Origin of the sequence: Corynebacterium sp. ES2715-CONJ3, from assembly GCF_024814365.1 — a bacterium.
Lineage (GTDB): Bacteria > Actinomycetota > Actinomycetes > Mycobacteriales > Mycobacteriaceae > Corynebacterium.
This window is the reverse complement of sequence record NZ_JANUXS010000005.1, coordinates 126,358-144,379: the sequence shown is the minus strand read 5'-3', so window position 1 is coordinate 144,379 and position 18,022 is coordinate 126,358. Positions and strand designations below refer to the sequence as shown.

Annotated in this window: 12 protein-coding genes and 2 tRNA genes; 11 read left to right on the top strand and 3 right to left on the bottom strand. The window is 50.4% G+C overall.

Going from position 1 to position 18,022, the window contains the following annotated elements; genetic code table 11:
• The 3 genes from NXT00_RS07460 to NXT00_RS07450 all read right to left on the bottom strand — a co-directional run bounded on the left by NXT00_RS07460 (nt 1) and on the right by NXT00_RS07450 (nt 1,640).
• On the bottom strand, nt 1-855 hold the full coding sequence (locus NXT00_RS07460) for an ABC transporter ATP-binding protein (protein WP_259158586.1): 855 nt from the start codon (nt 853-855) through the stop codon (nt 1-3).
• A gap of 253 nt (nt 856-1,108) precedes the next feature.
• On the bottom strand, nt 1,109-1,435 hold the full coding sequence (locus NXT00_RS07455; RefSeq protein ID WP_259158585.1) for a TetR family transcriptional regulator: 327 nt from the start codon (nt 1,433-1,435) through the stop codon (nt 1,109-1,111).
• Nucleotides 1,422-1,640 carry a CopG family transcriptional regulator gene (locus NXT00_RS07450; RefSeq protein WP_259079399.1) on the bottom strand — a complete coding sequence of 73 codons (219 nt, stop codon included), beginning with the start codon at nt 1,638-1,640 and terminating at the stop codon, nt 1,422-1,424. Before NXT00_RS07450 ends, NXT00_RS07455 begins: the two co-directional genes overlap by 14 nt.
• 132 nt (nt 1,641-1,772) lie before the next feature.
• On the opposite strand from NXT00_RS07450, the gene gyrA reads away from it, so the two are divergent.
• The 11 genes from gyrA to NXT00_RS07395 all read left to right on the top strand — a co-directional run bounded on the left by gyrA (nt 1,773) and on the right by NXT00_RS07395 (nt 18,010).
• On the top strand, nt 1,773-4,340 hold the full coding sequence (gene gyrA, locus NXT00_RS07445) for a DNA gyrase subunit A (RefSeq protein ID WP_259079397.1): 2,568 nt from the start codon (nt 1,773-1,775) through the stop codon (nt 4,338-4,340).
• Nucleotides 4,340-4,681, top strand: a complete 342-nt coding sequence (locus NXT00_RS07440) for a DUF3566 domain-containing protein (RefSeq protein ID WP_259079390.1) — start codon at nt 4,340-4,342, stop codon at nt 4,679-4,681. The genes gyrA and NXT00_RS07440 overlap by 1 nt, the downstream gene beginning before the upstream one ends.
• A 217-nt stretch (nt 4,682-4,898) precedes the next feature.
• Nucleotides 4,899-4,975: transfer RNA gene (locus tag NXT00_RS07435), tRNA-Ile, on the top strand.
• Nucleotides 4,976-4,983: 8 nt separating this feature from the next.
• A tRNA-Ala gene (locus NXT00_RS07430) sits at nt 4,984-5,056 on the top strand.
• 389 nt (nt 5,057-5,445) lie between these two features.
• Nucleotides 5,446-5,889, top strand: a complete 444-nt coding sequence (locus tag NXT00_RS07425) for a hypothetical protein (protein WP_259158584.1) — start codon at nt 5,446-5,448, stop codon at nt 5,887-5,889.
• 415 nt (nt 5,890-6,304) lie between these two features.
• Entirely contained in the window at nt 6,305-7,849 is a 1,545-nt protein-coding gene (locus tag NXT00_RS07420; protein ID WP_259158583.1) for a type I restriction-modification system subunit M, read from the top strand.
• Entirely contained in the window at nt 7,849-9,009 is a 1,161-nt protein-coding gene (locus NXT00_RS07415) for a restriction endonuclease subunit S (protein WP_259079379.1), read from the top strand. The genes NXT00_RS07420 and NXT00_RS07415 overlap by 1 nt, the downstream gene beginning before the upstream one ends.
• Nucleotides 9,009-12,185: a type I restriction endonuclease subunit R gene (locus tag NXT00_RS07410; protein ID WP_259158636.1), complete on the top strand. Its 3,177-nt coding sequence runs from the start codon at nt 9,009-9,011 to the stop codon at nt 12,183-12,185. The genes NXT00_RS07415 and NXT00_RS07410 overlap by 1 nt, the downstream gene beginning before the upstream one ends.
• Before the next feature lie 865 nt (nt 12,186-13,050).
• Nucleotides 13,051-14,265: a dicarboxylate/amino acid:cation symporter gene (locus NXT00_RS07405; protein ID WP_259079371.1), complete on the top strand. Its 1,215-nt coding sequence runs from the start codon at nt 13,051-13,053 to the stop codon at nt 14,263-14,265.
• Between the two features lie 383 nt (nt 14,266-14,648).
• Nucleotides 14,649-16,322, top strand: a complete 1,674-nt coding sequence (locus NXT00_RS07400; protein WP_259158582.1) for an ABC transporter ATP-binding protein/permease — start codon at nt 14,649-14,651, stop codon at nt 16,320-16,322.
• Nucleotides 16,319-18,010 (top strand): amino acid ABC transporter ATP-binding/permease protein, encoded by a 1,692-nt coding sequence (locus NXT00_RS07395; protein ID WP_259158581.1) that lies wholly within the window; start codon nt 16,319-16,321, stop codon nt 18,008-18,010. The genes NXT00_RS07400 and NXT00_RS07395 overlap by 4 nt, the downstream gene beginning before the upstream one ends.
• Nucleotides 18,011-18,022: the final 12 nt, after the last annotated feature.

The following is an 18,022-nucleotide window of genomic DNA, read 5'->3' as shown; positions in this document are numbered from 1 at the left end:
TCACCGCTCGTAAAATTTCAAGAAGAGATCTTCTAAGTGGGCTGGTTCGCACCGTATAGAGTGTGCTCCTTGGTTAATGAGCCGAGTAAGAGTGGTGTTAACCAACTTTGGTGCGACAAATTCTTCGATGTGTTGCCCGCGGGAATCAACTGCTCGTATATGCATGCCACCAAGGTGGGTAAGGGTGTCCTTGGGGCCTGATTCCACAATATATCCTTGGCGGATAATGCTAATCTCATCGGCTAATTCTTGGATTTCACTAAAGATATGGCTAGACATAAGAATGGCGGCACCTTCATTGCGGCGTTTTATGAGCCAAGCTTTAAAGACGTGTTGGATGAGAGGATCCAGCCCACTGGTGGGTTCGTCCAGAATAATGGCAGCAGTGGGAGCAGCTAGTGCCGAGATGAGGAGCATTTTTTGTTTATTGCCACGAGAATAGGTGCGCATCTTTTTACTGGGATCTACATCGAAATCATCAATGAGTTCGCTGATGCGCGCTCTTTCAGCTTGAAGTGGCTTGCTATTATGGCCGTGACGGATGCGAGCGAGGGTATCGATAATCTGCCCTCCCGTTAGCTGTGGCCAGAGGTGACTATCGCTAGGCACAAAGCTGGTGTTTTTCCGCGCTAACGAGAGGTTGATGGTGGGATCGTGACCGCTGAGGCTTATAGTGCCGGAATCGGGGCGAATAAATCCTAAAAGGCAGCGGATTGTGGTTGATTTTCCGGCACCATTGGGTCCGAGGAAGCCGTGGATGCTGCCGGGCGGGATCATAAGAGAGATATCTTTGAGAACCTGGGTGGTGCGGAAGCTCTTGACGAGGTTATTGATAGAAATAATAGGCTTGTTCATACTCTGTAGTGTCCCAGAGATCTTTTGCTTTTGCTAGGAAAAGTACAGAGGAATGCTGCAGAAATATCGCCAATGGCTAAAAAATAGCAAAGACTTTAAATACCCGCGACAGATAGCACGATCGCGAGGGCCTATACCGTGTCGACGCTGCCATGCTCAGTCGTGGTATCTCTAGTCTCAGCCTTGTGAGATGGTGGCATCACGCTGGCAGTAGAGCGGTTAAAGCTCTAGCTATTCACCTCTTAAACCACCATTACGGGGTGGAGATATGCTCGGCAAAGGATAGATAGACGGTGGCCGCGAATCGGGCAAAGCTCTCATTGTGTGCGCTCAGTGGATGAGTGAGGTTAATTATTCGGGCGAGGGAGCGGGCACTTTCTTGAACGTCTCGATCGACCCTAACCCCATCGAACCGGGCGTTAGTACTGGTGGCGCAAGCATAGAGTGCAGCATAATCGGTGATGCAAGTGGCATAGGTGGCGCTGAAAATATCGGCGATGATGAGAAGCTGTTCGGGGCTGAGATTAACCCACGGTCTCGGGGAGGTAGGCGTGCGGGGCGAGGAATTAGTGGTGCTCACGCCGCGCTCGATTCAGTCGATCCTCCATGTAGTGGTTCTCGATGAGATCGGTGGCGAGGGATTCAATAAGAGAATCATTCACGCTGCGCCGGGCTTGGGCCATAATGGCGCGCAAAACGGCTTCGTGTTTACTCACCCCCTGAGCCTGTGCGAGGAGTTCAACAGCGCGGTTATATTCGGGTGTTAATCGAAGCGTCATTGCCATATTTCAATCCTACGCCACAAAGTGGTATCACTGTGGTATCACTTAAGGGAGGATCAGGCGCTGAGATGCGCTCAAAAGGCCGTTAAGGGGCTAGACTAGAAGAGATTTATTCTCATACTGAAAGGTCCCTATATGAGTGACGATCTCTTCTCGGGAGAAACATACGATCGCATTTTCCCGATCGACCTCAATGAGGAAATGCAGTCGTCGTATATCGACTACGCCATGTCGGTTATTGTCGGCCGCGCACTCCCAGAAGTTCGCGATGGCTTAAAGCCCGTGCACCGCCGTATTCTCTACGCCATGTTCGATTCCGGGTACCGCCCAGATCGCAGCTATGTAAAATCAGCACGCCCGGTCTCTGACACGATGGGACAATTCCACCCACACGGTGACTCAGCCATTTATGACACCCTCGTGCGTCTAGCGCAGAGCTGGAATATGCGCTACCCGCTCGTCGACGGCCAAGGAAACTTTGGTTCCCGCGGCAATGATGGCCCAGCCGCCATGCGTTATACCGAGTGCCGCCTCACCCCGCTAGCCATGGAGATGGTGCGCGATATCCGAGAAAATACCGTCAATTTCTCCCCGAACTACGATGGTAAAACTCAAGAGCCCGATATTCTGCCATCTAGGGTCCCCAACCTTTTAATGAACGGCTCCAACGGCATCGCCGTGGGTATGGCTACCAATATTCCACCCCATAACCTGCGCGAATTGGCCGACGCCATCTACTGGTTATTAGAGAATCCCGAGGCTGATGAAACCTCGACGCTCGATGCCTGCATGAGCTTTGTCAAGGGTCCCGATTTCCCCACGGCGGGCCTAATCGTTGGAACCCAAGGTATTAGGGATGCTTATACCACTGGCCGCGGCTCCATTCGGATGCGGGGTGTGACCTCCATTGAAGAAGAGGGTAGCCGCCAGACCATTGTGATCACGGAGCTTCCGTACCAGGTCAACCCCGATAATTTGATTTCAAATATCGCAGAACAGGTACGAGACGGCAAGCTGGCTGGAATCTCTAAGATCGAAGATGAATCCTCCGATCGTGTGGGTATGCGCATCGTGGTTACCCTAAAGCGAGATGCGGTACCGCGCGTCGTGCTCAATAACCTCTATAAGCACTCGCAGTTGCAGACGAACTTCGGCGCCAATATGCTCTCGATCGTTGACGGGGTGCCGCGTACCTTACGTCTCGATCAGATGCTGCGCAATTATGTCGCTCACCAGATCGAAGTGATCGTGCGCCGCACCCAGTACCGTCTCGATGAAGCGGAAAAACGTGCGCATATCTTGCGCGGTTTGGTCAAAGCCCTCGATATGTTAGATGAGGTCATTGCCCTCATCCGTCAGTCGGCCACGGTGGATGTAGCCCGCTCTGGACTGATGGATCTTCTTGAGATCGACGAGATTCAGGCCGACGCTATCCTGGCTATGCAATTGCGTCGCCTCGCTGCCCTGGAACGCCAGAAAATTATCGACGAATTGGCAACCATCGAAGCCGAAATCGCCGATTTGATGGATATCCTCTCCTCCCCAGAACGTCAGCGCTCCATTGTGCGCGCTGAGCTCAAAGAGATCGTCGATAAGCACGGCGATGATCGTCGTTCGCAGATTATCGCCGCTACGGGCGATGTTACCGAAGAGGATCTCATTGCCCGCGAGAATGTCGTGGTCACCATCACCTCAACGGGGTACGCAAAACGCACCAAGGTCGATGCCTATAAGTCGCAGCGCCGTGGTGGCAAGGGAGTTCGCGGGGCCGAACTCAAACAAGAAGATGTGGTCCGCCACTTCTTCGTATGTTCCACCCACGACTGGATTCTGTTCTTTACCAATTTCGGTCGCGTCTATCGCCTCAAGGCCTATGAGCTGCCGGAAACATCCCGCACCGCTCGTGGGCAACACGTAGCCAATCTGCTGGAATTCCAGCCAGAAGAGCGCATCACCCAGGTGATCCAGATCCAAAGCTACGAAGACGCACCGTATCTCGTTCTCGCCACCGCGCAAGGTCGAGTAAAGAAGTCACGCTTGAGCGATTATGAATCAAACCGTTCAGGAGGGCTCATCGCTATCAACCTCAATGAGGGCGACAAACTCATTGGAGCAGCCCTATGCTCTGGCGACGATGACTTGCTGCTGGTGTCCGAAGAAGGCCAGGCCATCCGCTTCCACGCCGATGATGAGCAATTACGACCCATGGGTCGATCCACCGCAGGTGTGAAGGGCATGCGCTTTAGAGGCGAGGATCAACTCCTGGCCATGACCGTAGTCCGCGAGGGCTCCTCCCTCTTGGTGGCCACCTCAGGGGGCTATGGCAAGCGAACCATCATGGAAGAATATGCCACCCGTGGCCGCGGTGGCATTGGTGTGATGACCTTTAAGTACAGCCCGAAGCGCGGCAAACTCATCGGTGCGATTGTAGTAGATGAAGACGATGAGATCTTCGCTATCACCTCAGCCGGTGGCGTGATTCGCACCGAGGTTAACCAGATCCGACCAAGCTCTCGTGCCACCATGGGCGTTCGCCTGGTGAACCTCCAAGACGGTGTTGACCTTCTAGCCATTGACCGAAATGTTGAAGGCGAAGGCGAAGAAGAAGCCGAAAAGGTAGCAACAGGGGAGAAGGAATTGCCGCACGGGCACCAAACTCCGCTCAGCGTGAGCCCCAATGACGCGGAACAAGGGGATAAATAATGGCTACTCGTATTAGCGCCATTACCCATATCGCGCCGCTCTCGGTCTTTCGGGTTACCTTCATTCTCTCCACGGTGCTCGCAGCGGCCGGACTTTTAAGTGTCACCCTGCTGTACTTTGGCATGGATGCCATGGGAGTGTGGGATCAGGTGAACCAGATTATTGGTGGTGTGGGTGGAACCCAGCTCATCACCTTTCCACTGGTGATGATGTTAGCCGGGCTGCTGGCTATCATCTTTGTGATCCTCACCAGTGTGCTGCTGCCGCTGATCGCGGTGTGCTACAACGCCACCACTGATTTCACCTCGGGGCTACGCATTCAAATTACCCACGATTTCTAAGCCCTAGCAACAGATCCCACCTCCCTCACCCGCGCAAGCGGCATAGAAGGGGAGGTGGAATTTGTTTTTCCTTTATACCCAGCCCTAAAATGAAAGGCGCAGCGTTGTAGTGATAACTACTGAGCACAAGGTTATCGTGTGACCATAAACATCATGGTCACGAGTCGATTTGTGAAATATTAACTTCTTAGATAACATTTCGACTGTTCCTTCTTAAGGGCCTATAGCTCAGTCGGTTAGAGCGCATCGCTGATAACGATGAGGTCGCAAGTTCGATTCTTGCTAGGCCCACCAAGGAATTTGGGGCATTAGCTCAATTGGTAGAGCATCTGCTTTGCAAGCAGAAGGTCAGGAGTTCGATTCTCCTATGCTCCACAACTAGTAAAGAACCGGTACCTACCTAAAAGGTGCCGGTTCTTTTTGTCTCCTCGCAGCAAGTCGCTGAGGTACTTTGATATCTCCCCAGCTTGGGTGGGAGGTAACGAGCATATTTTGGCGCAGCTCAACGGAGGTTTCAGCAAAACTGGATACGATCAGCGGATGGACTATTTCTTAAACTTTGCGAGCTGGTGGACAACTGAGCGAACCAGCACGTTGATTAATGCGTTCATCGCTCTTATTTCTCTCTTGGTTGCGTGTCGTTCCCTTCGCTTGAATAGGCAGATAAATATCAATGCCAATCGACCGATGATGATGGCTCACGTGCTAATGCCCGATTACCCCGAGAGCCTCTACGTTTTATTATCTCTAACAAAGGTAAATCAGTGGCAAAGAATGTGATGGTGAACTTCGAGCCGGAACTGCCCGACTCAGCAATACAGGCCGCGACCCCAAATAGAAAGACCGGTTACTCGCTTGTAGAAGGTGTCAAACTGATCTTTGATCGCAAAACTTTCTCGACATGGGTTCCAGGTTTTCAAATAGATGTCGCCTACTGGATGCAACCTAAAGGTAAGTACGTTGATGGCGAAGCAATTTCCGCTTCCAGAGAGGGCGTACCTGCGCTTCAATTTGTTCTCTTGGAATATGATGATGAGCTCGGCAATCACTACTCAGAGAGATTCGAACTTAATGTTCGCAGCGTTCTAGGTACACATTTTCACGCCAATAGTAATACAACGAATGGTCGACTTAATTTGGAAAAACAGATATCGAAAGATGTACAAGATCTTAACCGAGTACTTGGGAGGATCTCGCGACAACTATAAAAGAATTAACGTCTCTTATTTGGTGGGGCTTCTTAGCCCACCTTGGTCAAAAGTTTGGAAGATAAAGCTGAACACGTTTTATATAACGAGGTATATGGCGGAGATCGAATTTGTCACTACTTACTTCACTCAATCTGCTAGGAATGATGGGCGCGGGGAGTAGGGCATAGTTACGGTTGGCCGGATCTTCGCGTGAGCAATATTCGGCCGAATCTGAGGATCCTATGAGTCCTTTTAGCCTGGATAGGAGAACTTCTTTCGAACAAGCGTTCTCTGATTAGCGCGCTTTGTCTATTCCTAGTCTTATAGTCGTGGCGTTGGCACTTTTAACAAGATTATTCTTGCTAGAGTCCTACGTAGATTTATTCCCAACAGCCCTTGTTTTGAGGGCGGTGAAAGACCATAAGGATTACCGATGACTAAAGAGTCTCAGCGTGCTGAATTACACAAAACCATCTGGAAAATAGCCAACGAGCTACGTGGCAGCGTAGACGGCTGGGACTTCAAAAGCTACGTCCTCGGTATGCTGTTCTATCGCTTCATTTCCGAAAACATCACCAACCACCTCAAAAGCAACGAGGATGATGACTTTAACTACGCGGATCTCACCGATACCGAAGCCGAAATAGTCAGGGAAGAAACAGTTAAAGAAAAAGGCTATTTCATTCTCCCCTCACATCTATTTTCTAACGTACGTACGCGCGCGAAAAATGATGAGAACCTCAATGAGACTTTAGATCATATCTTCCGCAGCATCGAAGGCTCAGCAGTCGGTACTGCGAGTGAAGACGATATCAAAGGTCTCTTCGACGATCTCAACGTTAACTCACCTAAGCTTGGTAATACCGTTCAAGAACGCAATGAGAAACTCGTTAAACTTCTCAATGCTATTGGGGACCTACCCCTCGGAAACTTTGATGACAACACTATTGATGTCTTCGGTGATGCTTATGAGTATCTCATGACGATGTATGCCTCCTCGGCTGGGAAATCAGGTGGGGAATTCTTCACCCCACAGGAAGTATCAGAACTACTCGCACGTATCTCTATCGGGGATAAAACGCACCTGAGCCGGGTATATGATCCCGCCGTGGGTTCGGGCTCTTTGCTGTTGAAATTCGAGAAAATCCTAGGAAAAGGTAAAGTCGGGGGTTTCTATGGTCAAGAAATAAACCTCACTACCTATAACCTCGCGCGGATTAATATGTTCCTCCACGGAATCAACTACGAGCGCTTCAACTTAAGTCTTGGTGATACGTTGATTAATCCGCAGCACTGGGATGATCAACCTTTCGAAGCAATCGTCTCCAACCCGCCCTACTCAATTAAGTGGGACGGCAAAGACAACCCATTGTTGATCAACGATGAGCGTTTTTCCCCGGCAGGTGTCCTGCCGCCGAACTCAAAAGCTGATTTAGCGTTCACAATGCATATCTTGAGCTGGTTGGCGGAAAATGGCACTGCGGCCATCGTGTCATTCCCCGGGGTGCTCTACCGCGGCGGAGCGGAGCAAAAAATCCGCAAATATCTTCTTGACAATAACTATGTCGAGGCCATCATTCAGTTGCCTGCCAATCTCTTTTTCACGACAACCATTGCAACATGCATTATGGTGCTGAAGAAGTCCAAGAAAGACACCGATGTGTTGTTTATTGATGCCTCTAAGGAGTTTAAGAAGGTAGGAAAGAAGAATAAGCTCCTGGATGAGAATATCGCCCATATCCTCGAGTTATTTAACGATCGTAAGGACGTGGAGTATCTTGCGAAGCTGGCCTCGCACGAGGAGATTGCGGGTAATGACTATAACCTTGCGGTGTCGAGTTATGTTGAGCCAGAGGATACCAGGGAGGTTGTTGATATTGCTGAGCTTAACCAGCGTATAGCTGGGATTGTTGAGCGCCAGCAGGTTCTGCGCACCAAGATTGATGCGATTGTTGCGGATCTCGAGGGTGGTAAATAATGAATAGGATTGAGCGACTGATCCAGCAGCACTGCCCTAATGGGGTGCCTGTAGTTCCTATTAACCAAGTTGTGAAATATGAGCAGCCAACTCGGTATCTAGTGAACTCCAAAGAGTATCGCGATTTTTACGAAACTCCGGTTTTGACAGCTGGAAAAGCTTTCATTCTGGGTAAGACCAATGAGAAACACGGTATTAAAATGTCAAGCCCAGAAGATCCGGTGATCATATTTGATGACTTCACTACTAGCTCTAAGTGGGTAGATTTTCCCTTTAAGGTTAAATCATCTGCCTTGAAGATTCTTTCAGTTGACTCGGAAATCTTGGACATTCGATATTTGTTCCATACTATGCAGACTATTGGTTATCCTGTCACAGATCACTCGCGCCAGTGGATTTCCAAGTACTCTCAGTTGAACATTCCTATCCCTCCTTTGGAGATTCAGCGTGAGATTGTTGATATTTTGGACTCCTTCACCGAGCTGGAGGCTGAGCTGGAGGCTGAGCTGGAAGCTCGAACGATTCAGTTTCAATATGTTCTAAACTCAGTATTTAATTTTGATGAGAATGTTGAAGTCTATCGTCTAGGGGATGTGTGTACAAAAGTTAGTTCAGGGGGAACCCCGAGGACGACTAGAGCCGAATACTACGATGGCGATATTCCCTGGATCAGGACTCAAGACATCGACTTCAACTACATCCACGAAACCTCTAGAACTATTACCGATCTTGGACTGGACAATAGCTCGGCTCATTGGGTTCCCCCCAAGACCATTGTTGTTGCTATGTACGGAGCGACTGCAGCCAAAGTGGCCATCACAAGCATTGCTGCTACCACCAATCAGGCTTGTTGCAATCTTGAGATAAACCCCCATAAAGCCGAATACAAATATGTCTTCTACTATCTCCTTTGCCGTTATGAAAAACTAAAATCTCTCGGAGTCGGATCTCAATCGAATTTGAATGCCAGCAAGGTAAAAAATTTCCCTCTACCTCTACCCTCGTTGGAGGAGCAAAAAGAGATTATCAAGACCTTGGAAGCATTGAACTCATACACCAACGATTTGAAGAGTGGAATTCCTGCAGAGCTTAGCGCTCGTCGCCAACAGTACGAGTACTACCGGGACCAATTACTGACCTTCAAAGAACTAAAGGTGTGATGGGTGTGGGTGCTGTGAAGGCATTTGAACCTCTGGTGGTATCAGCTGATTCGACCGTTGTCGCGGAATATGAGGCCCCAGAATCTTCGGTGGTGGAGTATCAGTCCGAAGCGCAGTTGGAAAACGAGTTCATTCGGATTCTACAGTCACAAGCCTATGAGTATTTCCAGCCACGGTCCGAGGAAGAACTGGTAGCTAATCTGCGCAGGCAGCTGGAAAAGCTCAACAAGACTGAATTTAGTGATTCTGAGTGGAAACGCTTCTTCGATGGAGTCATCGCTAGTAAAAACGACGGCATTAAGGAAAAGACCAAGCGTATCCAGCAAGATAACGTGCAATTAATGGAATTAGACGATGGGCGAGTGAAGAATATTCGCCTGATCGATAAAGCTAATATCCACAACAATAGCCTTCAGGTGATCAACCAGTATGAAACCGTGGGGAGCTCTCGTAGTAACCAGGGGGAGCCTTTAGGGGAGAAGCGCCTGAATCGATATGATGTCACGGTCTTAGTCAATGGTTTTCCGATGGTGCATATAGAGCTTAAGCGTCGAGGGGTTGATATTCGGGAGGCGTTCAACCAGATTCAGCGTTATCAGCGAGAAAGCTTTTGGTCGGGATCTGGGCTTTTTGAGTATGTGCAGCTTTTTGTTATTTCCAACGGAACGTTAACAAAATACTATTCAAATACCACTCGTGTGCACCATATTGAGACTACCGCTAAAAAGTCGTCGAGGAAGACGTCCAACAGCTATGAATTCACCTCGTGGTGGGCTGATGGAAATAACAAGCCTATCCAAGAGTTAACAGATTTTGCCCGAACATTTTTTGCCAAGCACACTCTGCTCAATATTCTTACGCGCTATTGCGTGCTTACCGTTGATGATCTTTTGCTGGTTATGCGCCCGTACCAGATTGTGGCTACGGAACGGATCCTGAGCAAGATCCAGATCTCTACTAACTACAAAACTCTGGGGACTCTTGATGCTGGTGGATATATATGGCACACCACGGGATCAGGGAAGACCTTGACCTCATTCAAGGCGTCTATCCTAGCCTCGCAAATGGAGAGCGTGGATAAGGTTCTTTTCGTGGTTGATCGCAAAGATCTGGATTACCAGACTATGCGGGAATATGAGCGCTTCCAAAAAGGGGCGGCTGATTCTAATACGTCTACTGCGGTGTTAAAGCGCCAGCTCGAAGACAGTGATTCGCGGATTATCATTACCACGATCCAAAAACTGTCTACGTTTGTTAAAGCCAATAAGAAGCATCCGGTTTTTGCTAAGCATGTGGTGATGATTTTCGACGAGTGTCACCGTTCCCAATTCGGTGAGATGCATACCGAAATCACGAAATCCTTTAAGAAGTACAATCTTTTTGGGTTCACCGGCACCCCTATCTTTGCGGTGAATTCCTCTTCAGGTAGTAATCCGCATCTCAAGACTACGCAGCAGGCTTTTGGCGATAAACTGCATACCTACACCATCGTTGACGCAATCACGGATAGGAATGTTCTCCCCTTCCGCATTGACTATATCGACACTATCAAGGTGGGCGACGTTCGCGATAAGGACGTCAGCGCTGTAGATACGGAACGAGCACTCTTGGCCCCCCAGCGAATTTCTGAAATTGTTGCTTATACCTTGGAGCACTTTCCGCAAAAAACTAAGCGGTGGCAAAGCTATGAGCACACCGTGGTATCAAATGTGGTGGAGTCAACCCGCACCAGGCGGGCGCATATTGCCAAGAACGATAGACGGCATGTGAGAGGCTTCAATGCGCTCTTTGCTACCGCCTCTATCGATGCGGCTAAGCGCTATTACAATGAATTCCAGGCCCAACAGGACGGCCTTACACCCGATGAGCGGCTAAAAATCGGAATGATCTTTAGCTATGGTGCCAATGAGGCCACCGCCGATGGGATTATTGAAGATGAGTCCTTTGAGCCAGAAAACCTGGACAACTCTTCGCGGGATTTCCTTGAGGATGTGATCAATGACTATAACGATATGTTTAATACGTCCTATGACACCTCGGCGGATAAATTCCAGAACTACTACAAGGATCTATCCCAACGGTTAAAAAACCGGGAACTAGATCTAGTCATTGTGGTCAATATGTTCCTCACCGGTTTTGATGCCACCACCCTCAACACCTTATTTGTGGATAAGAACCTCAAGGCACACGGCCTGATCCAGGCCTATTCTCGGACCAATCGGATTCTTAACTCGGTAAAAACCTACGGCAATATTGTGTGCTTCCGCGATTTGGAGGAAGAGACCAATAAGGCACTGGAGCTATTTGGTAACAAAGACGCCCACGGAGTAGTGATCTTGAAGCCTTTTAGGGATTACTACGCTGAGTACGCCAATAAAACTTCAGAACTCCTACAGGCCTTTCCTGAGGGTGAGCGAATAATCGGGGAATCTCGGCAAAAGGAATTTATTGCCTTATTTGGGGCCATTTTGAGGTTGCAGAATATTCTCTCCTCTTTTGATGAGTTCACTGGTCAAGAGATTCTCACGCCGCGCCAAGAGCAAAATTATCGCAGTATTTACCTGGATATCTACGCTCATGTTCGTGGGGAGCAGGACGCAGACAAGGAAGTGATCAATGATGACCTCGTCTTCGAAATTGAATTGATCAAGCAGGTAGAAATTAATGTTGACTATATCTTGCTGCTGGTAGAGAAATACCGCGAGCAGCACGGTGATGGCCAAGATAAGGATATTCGAGCTGAAATTTCCCGCTCCCTGAGCGCCAGCCCAACGCTGCGAAGCAAGCGTGACCTCATCGAAGCTTTCGTTGATTCGATTTCTCCTAACTCAGACGTGGAAGAGGAGTGGGTTGAGTTTATCCGTTACCACCGGGGAGCGGAATTACAAGGCATCGTGGAAGAAGAGAAACTGCAGCCTATATCCACGAGAGAATTCATTATCAGATGCTTTGCCGATGGTTCATTTAAAGACACGGGAACGGATATTGCTGAGTTATTACCGAGGGTATCGAGGTTCAAACCCGACCCTGAGGGGCTTACATATGCCGAGCGGAAGAGGAGAGTTACAGAAAAGCTATCCGAGTATTACGATCGCTTCGAGGGTTTAGGGTACGAGGCAGACGCTGTCCTCAATGGTGCGGAATCCATCAGTGTGGGTGATATTCGTGATATTTAAAATCGTGGTGCTTGGTCAACACCCCAGACTCCAACAGGCTCCAGGGGTGCAGCCTTGGACCTTGAGAATACGGGATGGGATATCTCATGACACCAACCCGGCATAGATCCGTTGCTGAATCAGGGACGTGTGGGATATAAGCAGCAAGAATAATCTGTGGACCCTGGAATTACGCACTCACCATCACTACACCTGAGGTCAGCAGTGCTGTGCGTAGTACACGGTCGCTTTCGGTGGACGTTGCTTCGGCTTTATTGAAGGTATACATGAAGGAGCCCCGAGTGCTCCGTGCCTGTAAGCGATAGGCAGTGGTAAAAACACCCAGACACCAAAACCACAGGGTGGTGCTATTCCACAGTGAGATGCTCGTTGCTTTAGCAACATCGAGCGCTGCAATATGGGCTCTCGCGCCATAATTTCTTTAGAAGGCATTAGGGCCCTGCATCCTAATGGGCGAATCCGTCCTCAAAGGACTATCTACATTCCGGTGAAAGCCACCCCAACACACGGATCTGCGAGGTCTGAGGGCGCGGTTTTAAAGGAGTGAAGAATTACTGAACGAAATCATGAGCTCGTGCCCCCTCGGGGGTAAAAATAGCGGCGACGCGGCAAGTTATATTCAACTCCCAGGATGAAAAAACCCCATAAGCAGCACTTTCTCATTAGGATCCTTTAAACCGAAAGAGGTTGCGGTGTAGTGCGCGGAATTTCATGCGGGGGAGAAAATCAAATATAAAAATCGATTGTGTCATCTCTCGAAGTTCACTCACTAAAAGAAAATGCTTATAGGTGGCAAGAAAAGACTGTGGTAGCTTATGAGGCGCCATGAATGATGGCACAGAAGCCATAGGCACAGAATAAAAAATTGAAGAAAGCTGAAAATATGACCATTATGCGCAGTTTCCCTATGAAACTTTTGATCGGTTTAATTCTCGGCCTGATTGTGGGTTCGCTAGCTAATGAGCCAGTCATAGCTGTCATAGACGCCCTGCGATCAGTTCTTGGAGATCTGATCCTTTATGCGGTTCCCTTTATTATCTTAGGATTTATTACACCAGCAATTATCCGCCTTAAAGCACATGCGGGCAAGATCCTCGGGATTACACTGACAATCTGCTACCTCTCCTCGGTAGGTGCGTCGATGTTCTCCATTGCGGCCGGGCATGTACTCATCCCTTATCTCGATATTGGCAGCAAAGCGCCGGAATCCACCGCCTTACCAGAGAAGCTGTTTGCACTCAGCATCGCACCCGTCATGCCAGTGATGACAGCGCTGGTGACCGCCGTTTTGATGGGCTTGGCCATCTTGTGGACCCAATCGAAGCGTTTTGGTGAGCTTTTTGAGGAGTTCAATAAAATTGTATTGGCCATTGTGAACCAAGTGGTCATTCGCTTCTTGCCTTTCTATATCGGTGCCACCTTTGCCACCTTGGCCTACGAAGGGGCGATTATCCACGAACTTCCGGTATTCATTAAGGTGCTCGCTATCGTTATTGTTGGCCACTATCTCTGGTTGGCTCTGCTTTATGCTTTGGGCGGATTATTCTCCGGCACCAACCCATGGGAAGTGTTGCGTCATTATGGTCCGGCGTATATGACGGCCGTGGGCACAATGAGTTCAGCAGCAACGCTCTCTGTGGCCCTGAAATCGGCCTCTAAGTCTAAGACTCTTGACCCAGAGGTACGGAATTTCTGCATCCCGCTGTGCGCTAATACCCATTTGTGCGGTTCGGTGCTCACTGAGACCTTCTTTGTGATGGTGGTATCGCAGATTCTCTACGGATCCCTTCCCTCAGTATCTAACCTCGTCCTCTTCGGTTTCCTCCTGGGCATCTTCGCTATCGCCGCCCCAGGTGTGCCAGGCGGAACCGTGGTGGCTTCCATCGGTTTGATTACTGCGATCCTTGGTTTCGATGAGACCGGTGTGGCACTTATGTTGTCTATCTTCGCTTTGCAGGATTCCTTCGGTACCGCCTGCAACGTCACCGGTGATGGGGCAATCAGTCTCATGGTTACAGGTATTAAGAAGAGGCTGGGACTAAAGGAGCCACAGAAGGTTATGGCTGAGACGACTGCTTAAGACAGTTCATTTCTCACCTTATCTTTAGAAGCGGGGTATATCACGGGCCCATGGCGCCGTGATATACCCCGTTTTTGTATTCACAGTGCACCAGTCGATCGCAATTGTTAAAAAGCTTAGTCAAAGAATCGGACGCCGAAGGTTCGCCCTCAACAGCTGATGGTTGAGGTTGAATTAGGGGTTAAGGGGCGACCTAAGATGTGGCGTCGATAAGCGGGAGATTGCTCACACTAGCGTGTGCTTGTTACCCCTATGACCGATACGGCAGGGGCGCATTTCCAGGGTGAAATGGGATAAGAGTGATATTCGTCGGGGTTAATCTAAGGATGAATATCACGGCTGAGAGTTGGGCGGACAATCTCACTCTTCGCTACCATGAGCCTATGAAGCTAAGGCAAAGCAAAGCTAAGAAACCGCCAGCCCCGTATAAGCTTAGCCCTCAGGCGAAGACCTCCATTGGCCTCGGCGTGATCAGCTACTGGATCGCGGTCATCGGCATGTGCCTGACAATAGTGGGTGCCGGCGCTCTTATCGACGGCTATCCGCCCTCACCCACGCTCTTCCTCGGCCCAGCTATCGTGGTGCTGAGCCTCTGGCTCCGCGGTCTACTTATCGCGCGCGGTCAGATCCACGAAGAGGCCCTCATTCGCCACCGCCTCCTCGATGCCGTTTTTGATGCCGGCCCAGCTCGCTCGGCATCAACCAGTACGGGTGCAGTTGTATCCTTGGCCACCGAGTCGAGCGAGAAAATGATGGCCTTCCGTATCGGCTTTATTTCCCAAATTATTGCATCCCTCACCGCACCCGTGATCGTCATAGCCACCATAGGGGTGTCTGTATCGCTGAAAGCAGCGATGATCTTAGTGCTGATGTTGCCGATGGTGCCACTACTTTTAGGGGCTTTCCGCAAGATAGTGTCACGAGTATCCTCCGGCACCCAAGATTCCCGGAAACAATTAGCCGCGGCCTATATGGAATCCCTGCAATCCTTAAGTACCCTACAATTACTCGGTGCAGCTCAACGCAAGGCTGATGAACTCGATGCAGCAGGGGAGAAGAATCGCCGTGCAGTCATGCGCCTGCTTAAGAGTAATCAGCTCATCCTCTTTGCCATGGACGCCTCCTTTAGCCTGCTGTTGGTGGCGACAGCCGCGTGGTTTGCTCTCCACGGCACCCTCACAGGTCAGCTCAGCGCTGGTCAGGGCATCACATTATTGGCGCTGAGCATGCTCCTACTAGAGCCCATGGATCAAGTTGGCGCCTTCTTCTATATCGGTATGAGTGGCCTTGGCAGCCAACGCGGCATCTTCGGTTTCCTGCGTGCCCGCCCCGCACAACCCTCACGGCCTGCAGGAGCCCAGCCGAATAATACTCCCACCGCCGCTGCCTCCGTTTCGGCCGCTACCGCTGCGGTATGTGTGCGCGATCTGCACTTCCACTTCGATCAACCACTATTTGAAGGTATCAATCTTGAAATCGCGCCTGGTGAACGTGTAGCTATTATGGGCCGATCAGGCGAAGGAAAATCAACTCTGCTCTCCCTCCTCAAAGGTGATCTCATCCCAGATTCTGGGGATATCACCATTAACGGGCTCAGCGGGGATACACTTCGCGATGCCTCCGCGAGCGTCAATCAAACCACGTGGCTCTTTAGCGGCACCATTGCTGATAACCTCCGTTTCGCACGCCCCGATGCCACTGATGAGCAATTATGGGCCGCTCTTCAAAGCGCACATATTGATACCGAGATCAAGGCCATGCCTCACGGTATCGATACCGAACTCGGCGAGCAGGGACTCGGACTCTCCGGCGGCCAGGCCCAGCGCATCGCCCTAGCGAGGGCTATTATTTCCGGGCGTAGCGTCATGCTTTTCGACGAACCGACCTCCCATGTGGATCTGCGCTCCGAACGCGAGATCCTCGAGGCCATTAATGAACTAGGACCAGATATCACCCTCATTATGGTCACGCACCGCCTAAGCTCCCTGGAACATATGGATCGAATTATTCATATCGATAACGGCCAACTCCACGAAGACGTGAAGGAACAAGCATGAACGAGCCCACCTATAAACAACTAGTATCGTGGCTAATTTCCATCACTCGGCCAGTCCTGGCCCCACTGGGGTGGTCAACCATCTGCCGCATACTCAATCAGATCCTCGGGATCGTCATCTTTGTAGTCCCGGCCTATGCGATCGTAGGCGGCACGATGACAATCAAAACTGTCATGAGCATCCTGATCATAAGTGCTCTAGCCAAAGCCTTCTTACGGTACCTCGAGCACTACTTTGGTCACCTTGTGGCCTTTAAGGCCCTCGAGCTCATTCGCATCCGGGTATTCCGTGATATCTATCCTCAAGCCCCCGCTATTACCGCGCGTACGGGCAAGGAAGCAGTAGGGACCGGGGATATGCTCAACCGGTTGACGAGGGATATCGGCCAAATTGAAGTCTTTTTCGCCCACACCACAGCTCCAATTATTTCCGCTCTCACTGTGCCTACTGTGGTGCTGATTGCCATCACCTACATATCCCCGTGGCATGGACTAGCCACCGCCGCAATTTTCCTTTGTGTGGGGCTGATCGCCGCTGATACTCGAGCCTATCGTCATGCGGTGAAGGTAACCGCGGAGCGTGGAATCATCGCTCAGCATATAGCCGATTCTGTAGGCGGTGTCGCCGAAGTAATAGGCTACGGTGCGAGGAAGCGTCGCCATGAAAGTCTTACTGAGTTGGAGAAACCCCTTGCGGAAAAGATCGATCGGCGCGGCGCCGTCGTGGGTGCTCATGCAGGGCTTGTAGCTGCTGCGCGTATGGTCGTTTTTCTTCTGCTACTGATCCCAACCGATAATATGGCGCTGAGCGTGGCCATAGTTTTTGCGGTTCTGCGCTGTTGGGATATGGTCAACGAGGTTTCTGATTTGGGTAATTACCTCTCGCAATCACTCGCGGCGGCGCGCCGGGTCTATAGCCTCTCCCACGCCGGATTAGCCCACGACAACGGCCCACGCCACCTTGCTGCCAAGGGCCCAGGGATCGGCGTGGAATGGCGCGATATATCCTTTAGCTATGCTGGCAGCAGAGTAGGTGCCGTGCGGTCAATTAACCTTGCCATCGCACCGGGGAGCTGGTCGATGGTGGTCGGAAGCACCGGGTCGGGGAAATCTACCATCGCAAAACTTCTGCTGCGCTACTGGGACCCGTCCCACGGTACGGTTTTGGTAGATGGCCACGATCTGCGCGACTATCACGTCGATGACATTCGGGCTGCTATTAACTTTGTCACCCAAGACATCAAAGTACTGTCTGGAACAGTTGCCGATAATTTACGGCTTGCCCACCCGCAGGCTTTAGATACGGAGCTTAAGGAAGTAATGTCTATCGCCTGCTTGAGTGGGGAGATTTCCCTCGACCAAGAGGTTGGCCAAGGTGGGCTCGCGCTCTCAGGTGGCCAAAGGCAGCGCCTTTCTCTAGCTCAAGCATTGCTGCGGGGCGGTCGGGTGCTGGTTCTCGATGAATTCACCGCGCACCTTAATCCCGGTTTAGTGCAGCAAGTACGCGAAAATTTACGGCGGTATCGTCCCGATGCAACCATCATTGAGATCGCTCATGATCTTGATTCCGTTGATTCGGTAGACCTCGTTGCTGTGATGGACCAGGGGGAAATTATCGAACAAGGCGATCCACAGTCTCTGCAGGTGGCCGGTGGTGCTCTGAGCCACCTGATGAGCCGTAATGCTTAAGAGCGCTTAAGA